The 12,169-nt window shown below is 73.8% G+C and carries 11 protein-coding genes and 2 pseudogenes; 8 read left to right on the forward strand and 5 right to left on the reverse strand.

All coding sequences use genetic code 11. The features are described from left to right. The first annotated feature begins 71 nt into the window (after positions 1 to 71). From WKH84_RS22325 to WKH84_RS22340, 4 genes are all read left to right on the forward strand, one after another. Positions 72 to 365, forward strand: coding sequence for an alpha-L-fucosidase (locus WKH84_RS22325; protein WP_341855148.1), 294 nt, complete (start codon positions 72 to 74; stop codon positions 363 to 365). 195 nt (positions 366 to 560) lie between these two features. Continuing rightward, on the forward strand, positions 561 to 3,149 hold the full coding sequence (locus tag WKH84_RS22330) for an ATP-dependent Clp protease ATP-binding subunit (RefSeq protein ID WP_341855149.1): 2,589 nt from the start codon (positions 561 to 563) through the stop codon (positions 3,147 to 3,149). A gap of 172 nt (positions 3,150 to 3,321) precedes the next feature. After that, on the forward strand, positions 3,322 to 4,146 hold the full coding sequence (locus tag WKH84_RS22335) for a VTT domain-containing protein (RefSeq protein WP_341855150.1): 825 nt from the start codon (positions 3,322 to 3,324) through the stop codon (positions 4,144 to 4,146). Beyond that, a complete protein-coding gene (locus tag WKH84_RS22340) occupies positions 4,143 to 4,664 on the forward strand; it encodes an amino-acid N-acetyltransferase (protein ID WP_341855151.1) in 522 nt (173 codons plus the stop codon). Before WKH84_RS22335 ends, WKH84_RS22340 begins: the two co-directional genes overlap by 4 nt. A 37-nt stretch (positions 4,665 to 4,701) precedes the next feature. Here WKH84_RS22340 and WKH84_RS22345 read toward each other — a convergent pair. The 5 genes and pseudogenes from WKH84_RS22345 to WKH84_RS22365 form a co-directional block, all read right to left on the reverse strand. Then, positions 4,702 to 5,601: pseudogene (locus WKH84_RS22345) on the reverse strand (A/G-specific adenine glycosylase). A 278-nt stretch (positions 5,602 to 5,879) separates the two neighbouring features. After that, positions 5,880 to 6,302 (reverse strand): large conductance mechanosensitive channel protein MscL, encoded by a 423-nt coding sequence (gene mscL / locus WKH84_RS22350; RefSeq protein WP_341855152.1) that lies wholly within the window; start codon positions 6,300 to 6,302, stop codon positions 5,880 to 5,882. A gap of 61 nt (positions 6,303 to 6,363) precedes the next feature. Then, complete coding sequence (locus WKH84_RS22355) at positions 6,364 to 6,996, reverse strand: SAF domain-containing protein (RefSeq protein ID WP_341855153.1); 633 nt, start codon at positions 6,994 to 6,996, stop codon at positions 6,364 to 6,366. Positions 6,997 to 7,076: 80 nt separating this feature from the next. After that, positions 7,077 to 7,412, reverse strand: a complete 336-nt coding sequence (locus WKH84_RS22360; protein WP_341855154.1) for an FmdB family zinc ribbon protein — start codon at positions 7,410 to 7,412, stop codon at positions 7,077 to 7,079. Between the two features lie 72 nt (positions 7,413 to 7,484). Continuing rightward, the gene (locus WKH84_RS22365) at positions 7,485 to 8,072 is read right to left on the reverse strand and encodes a 5-formyltetrahydrofolate cyclo-ligase (RefSeq protein WP_341855155.1); all 588 of its coding nucleotides are present in this window, start codon (positions 8,070 to 8,072) and stop codon (positions 7,485 to 7,487) included. 258 nt (positions 8,073 to 8,330) lie between these two features. On the opposite strand from WKH84_RS22365, the gene WKH84_RS22370 reads away from it, so the two are divergent. From WKH84_RS22370 to WKH84_RS22385, 4 genes and pseudogenes are all read left to right on the forward strand, one after another. After that, on the forward strand, positions 8,331 to 9,008 hold the full coding sequence (locus tag WKH84_RS22370; RefSeq protein ID WP_341855156.1) for a GNAT family protein: 678 nt from the start codon (positions 8,331 to 8,333) through the stop codon (positions 9,006 to 9,008). Between the two features lie 55 nt (positions 9,009 to 9,063). Beyond that, positions 9,064 to 9,960 carry a hypothetical protein gene (locus tag WKH84_RS22375; protein ID WP_341855157.1) on the forward strand — a complete coding sequence of 299 codons (897 nt, stop codon included), beginning with the start codon at positions 9,064 to 9,066 and terminating at the stop codon, positions 9,958 to 9,960. A 10-nt stretch (positions 9,961 to 9,970) separates the two neighbouring features. Beyond that, positions 9,971 to 11,173 carry an alanine racemase gene (locus WKH84_RS22380; RefSeq protein WP_341855158.1) on the forward strand — a complete coding sequence of 401 codons (1,203 nt, stop codon included), beginning with the start codon at positions 9,971 to 9,973 and terminating at the stop codon, positions 11,171 to 11,173. Between the two features lie 48 nt (positions 11,174 to 11,221). Beyond that, positions 11,222 to 12,166, forward strand: a pseudogene (locus WKH84_RS22385) (FAD-binding protein); the annotation flags it as partial. Positions 12,167 to 12,169: the final 3 nt, after the last annotated feature.

Below are 12,169 nucleotides of genomic sequence, written 5' to 3' on the forward strand. Positions count from 1 at the left end.
GGCGATCTCTCGCGTCAGACTATCGCCCTCAGCGGGGTGCGGCGGCTCCTCGGCCCGCGGCCGGCGTCGTCGTGCTGGGCGCGGAGCTCGGCGCGCGCTACGTGGTGCCCACCGCGAAGCACCACGACGGGTTCTGCCTGTGGCCGACGTCGACGACCGACGACTCCGTCTCCTCCTCCCCGTGGCGCGGCGGGGACGGCGACCTCGTCGCCGAGGTCGCGGCCGCCCGCCGCCGCCACGGCATGGGGCTCGGCCTCTACCTCTCCCCGTGGGACCCCCACGCGCCGGAGTACGAGGACCCCGCCGCCTACGACGCGCTCTACCTCGCCACCTCCGCCTCGAGACCGAGGGCGAGGGCGTCGTGATCGAGGCGGTGCGCGTGCATCGTCCGAGCTCCGCACCGGCACCGGATCTCACCGGCGCGCGCCGAGCCCCGACGACGCCGTCGAGCCTCTGATCGCCCCGGGCGAACAGACGTCACGCCAGCGGCGAACACACGGGGAATCCCCGCCCGATCCGCGTACTCTCGATCCATCACCACCACCGAATGGGGGAGGAACATGTTCGAACGGTTCACCGACCGGGCGCGTCGCGTCGTCGTCCTGGCGCAGGACGAGGCCCGCCTGCTCAACCACAACTACATCGGCACCGAGCACATCCTGCTCGGCCTGATCCACGAGAACGAGGGCGTCGGCGCGAAGGCGCTCGAGGCCCTCGGCGTGACGCTCGACGCTGTGCGCGAGCAGGTCCGCGACATCATCGGCGAGGGCAACCAGACCCCCTCGGGCCACATCCCCTTCACCCCGCGCGCCAAGAAGGTGCTCGAGCTGAGCCTCCGCGAGGCGCTCCAGCTCGGCCACAACTACATCGGCACCGAGCACATCCTGCTCGGCCTGCTGCGCGAGGGCGAGGGCACCGCCGTCAAGGTGCTCTCCCGCCTCAAGGCCGAGCCGTCGGCCGTGCGCCAGGAGGTCATCGAGCGCCTCTCCGGCTACCAGGGCAAGGAGCCGGCCAACGCCGGTGGCCCCTCCGAGGGCCAGCCCTCGGGCTCTCTCGTGCTGGACCAGTTCGGCCGTAACCTCACCCAGGCCGCCCGCGACGGCAAGCTCGACCCGGTCATCGGGCGCGATGGCGAGGCCGAGCGGGTCATGCAGGTGCTCAGCCGCCGCACGAAGAACAACCCCGTCCTGATCGGCGAGCCCGGCGTCGGCAAGAGCGCCGTCGTGGAGGGCCTCGCCCAGTCGATCGTCGCCGGGGACGTCCCGGAGACGCTCAAGGACAAGCTGCTCTACACCCTCGACCTCGGCTCCCTGGTCGCGGGCTCCCGCTACCGCGGTGACTTCGAGGAGCGCCTGAAGAAGGTGCTCAAGGAGATCCGCACCCGCGGCGACATCATCCTGTTCATCGACGAGATCCACACCCTCGTCGGGGCCGGTGCCGCCGAGGGCGCGATCGACGCCGCCAGCATCCTCAAGCCCATGCTGGCCCGCGGCGAGTCGCAGACGATCGGTGCGACCACTCTCGAGGAGTACCGCAAGCACATCGAGAAGGACGCCGCGCTCGAGCGCCGCTTCCAGCCGATCCAGGTCGACGAGCCCTCGGTCGCGCACACGGTCGAGATCCTCAAGGGCCTGCGGGACCGCTACGAGGCGCACCACAAGGTGACCATCACCGACTCCGCCCTCGTCGCCGCGGCGAACCTCGCCGACCGCTACGTCAACGACCGCTTCCTGCCGGACAAGGCGATCGACCTGATCGACGAGGCCGGCGCCCGCCTGCGCATCCGTCGCCTCACCGCCCCGCCGGAGCTCAAGGAGTTCGACTCCCGCATCGAGGAGGCGCGGAAGAAGAAGGAGGAGGCGATCGACGGGCAGGACTTCGAGCTCGCCGCGAACCTCCGCGACGAGGAGCAGAAGCTCAAGTCCGAGCGGGACGAGAAGGAGAAGGCCTGGCGCCACGGCGAGTCCGACGCGGTGACCACGGTCTCCGAGGAGGTCATCGCCGAGGTCCTCGCCGCCTCCACCGGCATCCCGATCGTGAAGCTGACCGAGGAGGAGTCCTCGCGCCTGCCGCACATGGAGGAGGAGCCGCACAAGCGCGTCATCGGCCAGGACGAGGCCATCAAGGCCGTCTCCCGGGCGATCCGCCGCACCCGTGCGGGCCTGAAGGATCCCAAGCGCCCCGGCGGATCGTTCATCTTCGCCGGGCCCACCGGCGTCGGCAAGACGGAGCTGGCCAAGGCCCTGGCCGAGTTCCTCTTCGGCGACGAGGAGGCGCTCATCCAGCTGGACATGTCGGAGTTCGGCGAGAAGCACACCGCCTCGCGCCTGTTCGGCTCGCCCCCCGGCTACGTCGGCTACGACGAGGGCGGCCAGCTCACCGAGAAGGTGCGCCGCAAGCCGTTCTCCGTCGTGCTGTTCGACGAGGTGGAGAAGGCCCACGTGGACATCTTCAACTCGCTGCTGCAGATCCTGGAGGACGGCCGCCTGACCGACTCCCAGGGCCGCGTGGTGGACTTCAAGAACACCATCATCATCATGACCACCAACCTCGGCACCCGCGACATCGCCAAGGGCGTCTCCATGGGCTTCACCGCGGGCGGCGACCTCTCCAACGACTACGAGCGGATGAAGTCGAAGGTCCACGAGGAGCTCAAGCAAGACTTCAAGCCCGAGTTCCTCAACCGCGTCGACGACGTGGTGGTCTTCCCGCGACTGTCCAGGACCGAGATCGTCCAGATCGTCGATCTCGAGGTCGCGAAGCTCTCGCGTCGCCTGCAGGACCGCGACATGACGCTCGAGCTAACGCGACCGGCCAAGGACCTCCTGGCCGAGAAGGGGTACGACCCCGTGCTGGGCGCGCGGCCGCCGCGCCGCACCATCCAGCGCGACATCGAGGACTCGCTCTCCGAGCGGATCCTGTTCGGCCAGGTCCAGGTCGGCGACCAGATCGTGGTCGACGCCGAGGGCGAGGGACTGCTGGGCGATCTCACCTTCGCCCGTCGCGCCGAGGACGGCTCCCTCGAGCCGATCTCCGATGTGGTCGACGTGGAGTCGATGACCCAGGCCCGCGCCGAGGACGTCACCCACGCCGACGGCGCGGACGGCGCCGACAGCACGCCTGACAGCGCGGAGGCCAGCGCCTCCTGAGCGCGGGTCACGGCCCGGCCCCCGACAGAGGGAGCCGGGCCGTGACCGATCCCGCCTCCGGTCGCTCGCCGGAGCGCGGAGCACCCCCGGACCGGGATCACCGGCCACGGGATCACGTCCCGGAGCGCAGCGGCCCCCACGGGGGCCGCGGGACCCCTGACCGGAAGGACCCATGGGAGAGCCGCTCGATCGTCTCCTCTCGCTGACCGGCGTCCTGGAGGACTGGATCCTCCAGATCGGCGACGCCTGGTGGGTCCACCTCGTCGTCTACGCCTTCGCCGCCCTGGACGGCTTCTTCCCGACCGTGCCCAGCGAGTCGACGATCGTGTCCCTGTCCTCGCTGTGGTCCAGCTCCGGAAGACCCTCGATCATCCTGATCGGGCTGGCGGCCTGGGCCGGCGCCTTCACCGGCGACAACCTCGGGTACCTCCTGGGCAACAAGATCGGCTGGGAGCGCTTCCGCTTCCTGCGCGAGGGCAAGGGTCGACGCGCGGTCGAGGCCGCGGAGAACGGGCCGCGCAAGCGGGCCCTGGTCTTCCTCATGACGGCCCGCTACATCCCCTTCGGCCGCACCGCCGTGAACCTCGTCGCGGGCGCCGTGCACTACCCGCATCGCCTGTTCTGGCCCCGCTCGGTGCTGTCCACCTTCGTGTGGGCGGTGTACTCCTGCGCGATCGGCGCGGTCGCCGGCGCCTGGTTCGAGAACAACCACCTGCTCGCGATCACCGTGGCGCTCGTCGCCGCGATCGTGATGGCGCTGGTGGTCGAGCGGATCATCGCGGCCGTGCACCGCTGGCTCGACCGTCGCGCCGAGCGCCGCGATGCCGAGCGCGACGATGCCGTGGCCGACGCGGCGGCCGGCTCCGCCGTCGAGACCGGCACAGGCATCGGCACCGGTTCCGCCGTCGGCGCCGGTTCCGCCGGCGGCCCCGGCCCCGGCGCGGACGCCGAGGCCGACGCCGCCACCACCGTCCACGGAGAGGACAGCCCCGCATGACCTCAGGCACCGCCGCACAGATCCGTCCCGCGCTCCCGGCCGACGTCCGCGCCATCAACGCGATCGTCGAGCCGATGACCCACACCGGGATCCTGCTGGGCAAGGACCTCGTCTCCTACTACGAGGCCGTCCAGGAGTTCCTCGTCGCGGTCGACGAGGACGGCACGGTGGTGGGATGCGGTGCCCTGCACGTGATGTGGGAGGACCTCGCGGAGGTGCGCACCCTCGCTGTGTCCGACACGGTGCGCGGCACGGGCCTCGGCCACCGGATGCTCGAGGCGCCGCTGGACCGGGCCGTGCGGCTCGGCCTCGAGCGCGTGTTCTGCCTGACCTTCGAGGTCGAGTTCTTCGCACGGCACGGCTTCGAGGAGATGGCCGAGACGGTCGCCCCGGAGATCTACAGCCAGTCGCTGCGCTCCCCGGACGAGGGGATCGCGGAGTTCCTGGACCTCGCCCGGGTCAAGCCCAACACGCTGGGCAACACCCGCATGATCAAGCGGCTCGACCGGAGCGCCTGAGCCCGTCGGCGCCGTGCTTCAGGGCATGCGCGGTGCCTCAGGGCAGACGCAGGCCGGGGAGCCCGCTGGCGTCGCCCGCCGTGGCGGCCCCTCCCGCCTCGTCCGCCACCGCTGCGAGCCCGTCGGCCAGCAGGGAGCGCACGCAGCGCTCCACCCGCGCCGGGTCCTCGGGATCCAGCGCTGCGAGCATCGCAGGAGCGGCCGCGCCCTGCTCGCGCAGCAAGCGCCATGATCCGCCCGCGCATCTGCCGGTCCGTCCCCTCGAAGGACTGACGGCGTCGTGTGTCCTCCTCGGGCTCGGGGCGGCCCGCGGCGACCCACGCGCGGCCGATCCCCGCGAGGGGGCACTGGGCGCAGCGGGGCGTGCGCGCGGTGCACACCAGCGCGCCGAGCTCCATCACGGCCTGGTTCCACGCCACCGACCGCTCACGCTCCGCGGGCGCGTGTGCGTGGCGAGCGCCCGTTCGGCGGCGGAGTAGGAGCGGTCCGGCGGCGCCCTGCCGCGGACGGCGCGGGCGAGGACGCGCCGGATATTGGTGTCCACGACCACGGCGCGGTTGTGGTGGGCGAAGGCGGTGACCGCGGCGGCGGTGTACTCGCCGATCCCGGGCAGCGATCGCAGCCGCTCCTCGCCGCGGGGGACCACGCCCCCGTGCGCGCGCACGATCTCGCGCGCGCACTCCTGCAGACGCGCCGCGCGCCGCGGATAGCCGAGCCGATCCCAGGCGCGCAAGACCTCGGAGGTCGGGGCGTCGGCGAGGCCGGCAGGCTCGGGCCAGCGCTGCATCCACTCCAGCCAGCGAGGCAAGACCCGCACCACGGGGGTCTGCTGCAGCATCACCTCGGAGACGAGGATCCCCCAGGCCGTCGTGTCGGGAGAGCGCCAGGGGAGGTCGCGGGCGGTCTCCGCGTACCAGGCGACCGTCGCGTCGATCATCGTCCCGAGATCGGGACCGGCCGCAGCGGCCTCGTCCTCCGTGCCCGGGACGGCGGGCGCCGCGGGGCGGGTCGTGCCCTTCGGGGCGGTGGGGGAGCGGGTCACCCGGGGGACGGTATCGCATCCCGCCTCGGCGCCGCGGCGGGCACCGGCCTCGCGCGCGGGGTCCGCCCGGGGAACGACGTCCACCCCGGGAACGACGACGGGGGCGGCACCAGGTGGTGCCGCCCCCGTCGGGGTGCGCGGGCGATGCCGCGCCGGGGTGGATCGGACCAGGATCAGACCTGGGGGTTGCCGCCCTGGGGGTTCTGGGTCTTGAGCAGGTCGCGGATCTCGGAGAGGAGCACGATGTCCTCCGGAGCCGCCTCGATCTCGTCCTCGACGCCCTTGCGACGGTTGGCCGCCTCGCGGGCCTTGGTCATCGGCATCACGAAGACGAAGTAGACGACGGCCGCGGTGATCAGGAAGGTGATGACCGCGGAAATCACCGCACCGAAGTTGATGAAGGTCGCCTCGTTGTTCTCGAAGATCTTGAAGCCGAAGCCCTCGACGCTGTCAGCGCCGCCCGCGGCGGCGACGACCGGGTTGATGAGGTTGTCGACGAAGGCGGTGACCAGCGCGGTGAACGCGCCGCCGATCACGACACCGACCGCGAGGTCGATGACGTTGCCCTGCATGACGAAGTCCTTGAAGCCCTTCATGGGGAGTTCCTTCTCAAGATGGGGGGATGAGGGAGAACCGCAGTCACGGCCCGCTCGGACTCTAGCGGATCACGGACACCGTCACATTCGACGTGCCGAGAGCGTGAGCGACTTCTCCGGACCGGTGCCGGTCCACGAGCACGAGCGCCTGGACGCCGGTGTCGGACCCCGTGCCGAGCGCTCCCGTGCCCGTCGCGGCGGCGGAGAGGGAGCGGATCTGGGCGGGGATGCGGGTCGCGGACCCGTCGACGGGGTCGTTCATCAGCGACTCGATGCGGGTCCCCGATCGGAGATGCGGCAGCGAGCACCTCCGGCACAGGAACGGCCAGCGCCGCCGTCCCCTCAGGGAGGGGGCCTCGCCGGTGCCGAGGAGGTCCCCGGCGAGGATCGGGCCGTCCGCGGCGACCGGGGCGGCGAGGCGCTCGCCCACGAGATCTTCCACCGCGGTCGCGGCGCCGGAGGGCACCAGCGAGCTCGCGACTTCGACGGTGCGCATCTGCCCCGCCTCCAGGGCGGTGCCGGTCGGCAGGTCCTCGGCGGCGACCACCACCTCCGTCCCCGCCACCGAGGCCCGCACGAGCGAGGGCATCAGCGACACCGCGGCGGCGGCCACGACGAGCACGGCGAGGGTGCGGCGTCGCCTGCGCAGGGCGCGCCGCCATGTCGGCAGGTGGGGGAGCAGTCGCTGGAGCATGCCCCGAAGCTAGCGCCGCCGCCTCGGCGCGGCGACGCCACGCGCCCCGCTGTGGACGGCGGGGCGGTGTGGAGGAGAGGTCAGGAGGCCGCGGCGGCGGGCTGCGAGGCGGTTCCCGTCGAGGAGCCGCTCGCGGAGGAGTCGGCCGAGGAGGAGCCGCCGGAGCCCTCGGAGGGCGAGGAGGAGCCGCTCGCGCCGTCGGAGGAGGAGCCGCCGCCCATCGTGGAGGCGCCCGAGGTCGCCGAGTCCGTCGAGTAGAAGCCGGAGCCCTTGAAGACGATGCCGACCGAGTCGAAGACCTTCCGCAGGGTCTCCTGCGTGCACTCGGGGCAGGTGGTCAGCGAGTCCTCGCTGAAGCTCTGGTACTGCTCGAAACGATGTCCGCAGTTCTTGCAGGCATAGACGTACGTGGGCACGCGGGTCCTCCGGGATGGTCGATGTGCGGGCCGCGCACGGGCGGCCGCAGAAAGTCTACGACCGCGCGGCGCTCAGACGGGATCGGAGGTGACCAGCGAGACGATCCCGTCGGCTGTCAGCACCTCGCGGATCGGCACGTCGTGCTCCTCGCGAGGGAGGGTCCCGGCGACGAGCGGCTCGTGCGGATGGGTCACGACCACCACCCGCGCCTCGGCCGGAAGCGTGGTCAGCGCCCTGTCGTAGTAGCCGGCGCCGTGCCCGATCCGGGTGCCGGAGCGGTCCACGGAGAGAGCGGGGGCGAGCACGAGCACGGCCTCGGAGAGCGCATCGGACCCGAGCCGCTCGCCCCGGGGCTCCTTCCCGAAGCCGCGGCCGGGGGAGTCGGTGAAGTCGGAGACCCCGTCCCAGCGGATCCACTCGAGCTCCGCCCCGGCGGCGGCGGGGAACACGAGCTCCGCGCCCCGCGCGGCGAGGGCGGAGGCCAGCGGCATCACGTCGGCCTCCGTCGGGGTGGGATGGAAGGCGGCGACACGAGGGGCCGGTTCCCCGGCCTCCTCCCGACGAGCGGCCAGCGCCTCGATGTCCGCGACGATCCCCGCGGCATGCGCGAGGATCGCCTCCGCCTCGCGGGAGCGCCGGGCGGGGTCCTCGCCGTACACGGCACGCCGGTCCGCGCGCGCGTCGTGCGCGCGCCTTCTTCACCGACTGCTTGTCCACGAGCCGCTCGTCCACGCGTGCCTCCTTCTCCAGCGCGCGCTCTGCGCCTGCGCATGCGCCGGCTCTCCGCCCGGCGAGCCGACCCGGGGGCGGGAGGCCCCGGGCGGCGGCGCATCGGCTGGGGCCGGGCGTCCGGGGCCCAGAGTCGCACAGGGCGGGAGAACGCGCAGGCGAGTCCGTCGGACGTCTACGATGACGCGATGGTTCACGTGTGGCCCCTGGTCCTGCGCGACGGGGAGCTGACGCCGCGCCCGCTGCGACGGCGCGACCGCGGAGACTTCGAGCGGCCGCGCGCCCGCGCCGCCGACTGGTCGCGGCCGTGGGACGCGACGGACCCGCTGAGCGAGCGCGGGCCCGCGGACTTCCGCACCCTGCGCCGCTGGGCCGACGAGCAGGCGCGGCTGGGGACCTCCCTCCCGCTCGCCATGGTCGTGGGAGGACGGGTGATCGGGCAGATCACCGCGGGCCCCATCCAGTACGGGGCGGTGCGCTCGGCGGTGCTGGGCTACTGGGTGGACCGGGAGATGGCCGGCCGCGGGCTGGCGCCCCGCGCGGCGGCGCTGGTGATCGACCATCTCTTCGCCGAGCTCGGCCTGCACCGGGTCGAGGTGACCGTGCGGCCCGAGAACGCGCCGAGCCTGCGCGTGGTCCAGAAGCTGAACCTGCGCCCCGAGGTCGCGCCGCGCGGCGATCTACGTCGACGGAGGCTGGCGCGACCACCTCGTCTTCGCGCTGACCGTCGAGGAGGTCGCGACCGACCACGCCGGCTACGGGGTCCTGCGCCGCCTGCATCGCGAGCATCCGAGCCCCGCACGGACCGGCTGAGCCCCGCCGTGGCGCGGCGCACGGAATTGCTCGCCGACACGCCCGCTCCGTGACCAGGCGAATCACATAGGTGTCATTACTGTGGTGGTGTGGAGTCGATCAATCTCGGTGCCGTCCTCTTCGGCGGTCTGCTCGCTGCTGTGGCTGGTGTACGCGCCGCCGCGCACCGCCGCCCGTCGCGAGGTGATGGGCCGCGCCCGCGCCGCGGACGAGGCCGGGATGACGCCGCAGGCCCGGGATCTCTCCGAGGCCGTCCACGCCCGCCGCTCGTCTGCCGAGGTGACCACCCCCATGCCCCAGGACCGCCTGCTCATGCGTCCCGCCGATCCGACCCGTCGGCCCCGCTTCGACACCGACCCCGGCACCCGCGTCGACCTCGGCGAGGAGCGCGGCCGTTCGCGCCGCCTCATCCGCGGCGTGCTGATCGGGCTGGTCGCCCTCACCGCCGCGCTGGTCGTCGGCGCGGTCGCGAACGTCGCGCCCTGGTGGCCGCCGGTCCTCGGCGCGGTCGTGCTCGGCGTGTTCCTGGTGGGGCCGCGTCGTGCCGAGCTGGAGCGTCGGGCCCGCCGCACCCGCGCCGCGATCCGCGTCCGTCAGGAGCAGGCCGAGGCCGAGACGGCGCGTCGACGCGCCGAGCAGGCGCCCGCGAGCACCGGCCGCGAGTCGCCCGCCCCGTCGGCCGTCTCGGCCGCGCAAAGATCCCGCCGCGTCCTCGGAGGCCGAGGCTCGCTCCGCGTCCGCGCTCGAGACCGCCTCGGAGCGCGCGGCCGAGCAGGTCACGCGCCCGGGGAGTGGACGCCCCGGCCTGTGCCGCGGCCCACCTACGCCCTGCGCGGCGAGGTCGACGACCTCGCCAGCCGTCACGCCGCCCACCGCCGCAAGATGCTCCCGGAGTCCGTGCCGCTGGAGCGCGCGCACGTCGAGGAGGCGGAGGCGGTCGAGGAGAGCTTCGCCCCCGCGCAGGACCTCCACCTCGACGAGATCCTCGCCCGCCGCCGCGCCTGAGGCGGACCCGGTGCGCGACCTCGCGGGACTCGACGGACTGCTGGCCGGGGCAGGGTGGTCCGAGCGCCCCCTCGCGGTCCTCGACCTCGACGCCGTCGACGCCAACGCCGACGACCTCCTCCGCCGCGCCGGCGGCACCCCGGTGCGCATCGCCTCGAAGTCGCTGCGGGTGCGGGGGCTGATGGACCGGGTCCTCGCCCGCCCCGGCATCTCCGGGATCCTCGCCTTCACCCTCCCCGAGGCGCTGTGGCTCGTCGCCCACGGGGCACGGGACGTGCTGGTCGCCTATCCGACCGCGGAGCGTGCGGCACTGCGCCGCCTCGCCGCCTCCCCGGAGGCGCTGGACGCGATCACGCTCATGGTCGACGAGGCCGCGCGCCTGGATCTGGTCCTCGACGCCACCGCCGACCTCCCTCCCCGCGCCGGCGGGCGCAGGATCCACGTGGCGCTCGAGCTCGACGTCTCCTACGCCCCGCCGCCCGGGATCCGCTTCGGCGCCCTGCGCTCCCCGGTGCGCACGGCGGGCCAGGCTGTCCGCCTGGCCCGCGCGGTGCTCGCCCGGCCCCGTCTCCAGCTGGTGGGCCTGATGGCCTACGAGGGGCACATCGCCGGGGTCACCGACGCCGCGCACACCCCCTACGGCGCCGCGGTCCGCGCGATGAAGCGCCTCTCCCGCCCCGAGATCGCCGCACGCCGCGCCGAGGTGGTCGCCGCCGTCCAGGAGCTCGCCCCTCTCGAGTTCGTCAACGCCGGCGGCACCGGCTCGCTCGAGTCCAGCGCCGCCGAGGCGGCCGTCACCGAGGTCGCCGCCGGCTCGGGGCTGATCGGGCCGGGCCTGTTCGACCGTTACCGCGGCTTCTCCCCGCGACCCGCGCTGTGGCTGGGCACCTCCGTCGTGCGCCGCCCCGCCCCGGGCGTCGCGACCGTGCTCGGCGGCGGGTGGATCGCCTCCGGCCCGCCCGGCACGGACCGCCTCCCCACCATCGCCCATCCGCCCGGACTCGCCCTCGCCCCGCAGGAGGCGGCCGGCGAGGTGCAGACCCCCGTGATCGGCCCCGCCGCCGAGGATCTGCGCATCGGTGACACGGTGTGGTCGCGGCACGCCAAGGCCGGCGAGCCCGCCGAGCACTTCTCCCACTACCTGCCCGTCCAGGGCGAGCAGGTCCTGGACCCGATGCCCACCTACCGCGGCGAGGGCGGGACCTTCCTCTGAACCCCGGCCCGCGCCGCCCCGCCGCCCCTGTCCCGGAAGGAGCCGTCGATGACGACGAGCCCGAGCCGCCGCCCGCGATCAGGCCGCCCCCGGCCGCACCGCAACTGGTCCGGCGCGGTCCGCTTCACCCCGCACGAGGTCCTCGCCCCCACCAGCGAGGACGAGGTCACCGCCGCGCTTCGGGAGGCGCGCTCCCGTGGTCTCCCGTCGCGCGTGATCGGCGGCGGCCACTCCTTCTCCCCGCTGGTGGCGACCGACGGGTCGCTCCTCACCCTCGACCGCTATCAGGGGCTGGTCCGCGCCGATCCGGCGACCGGCCTGGTGACCCTGCGCGGCGGCACCCGGCTCTGGTCGGTCGCCGAGCTCCTCGCCCCGCACGGCCTGGCGCTGGAGACGATGGGAGACATCGACCGGCAGTCGATCGCCGGGGCGATCCAGACCGGCACCCACGGCACCGGCGCGCGCTTCACCGGCTTCGCGGGCACGGTGCGCGCACTGCGGATCGCCCTGCCCGACGGCTCCGTCCTCGACACCTCGCCGACCCAGGACCGGGACCTCTTCGAGGCGGCACGGCTCGGCCTCGGCACGATCGGGGTGGTCCTCGAGGTGACTCTGCAGTGCGTGCCCGCCTACCGGCTCGAGCTGGTCGAGACCACCCGGCCCCTCGACGAGGCGGCCGGCGAGTTCCTCGCGACCTGCGAGATCGCGGACCACCACGAGATCTTCTGGTTCCCCCGCACCGATCGCGCGACCGTGCGCACCATGACCCGTCTCCCGGCCGACGCGCCCCGGCGGCGGCCCCCGCGCGCCGCCGAGCCGCTGCGGCGCGAGGTGCTCGGCAACGGCGCTTGGGAGATGCTGTGCCGCGCCGCAGCGGTCGCTCCGCCGCTGTCGAGGCCCGTCGCCGAGCTCGCCTCCCACGTCTTCGCCGGGCCGCGCACGGTCGACGACTCCGCCGCGGTGTACGCCGCGCCGCGCCGGGTGCGCTTCCACGAG

This window comes from Brachybacterium sp. GPGPB12, from assembly GCF_038396325.1.
Taxonomy (GTDB): domain Bacteria; phylum Actinomycetota; class Actinomycetes; order Actinomycetales; family Dermabacteraceae; genus Brachybacterium; species Brachybacterium conglomeratum.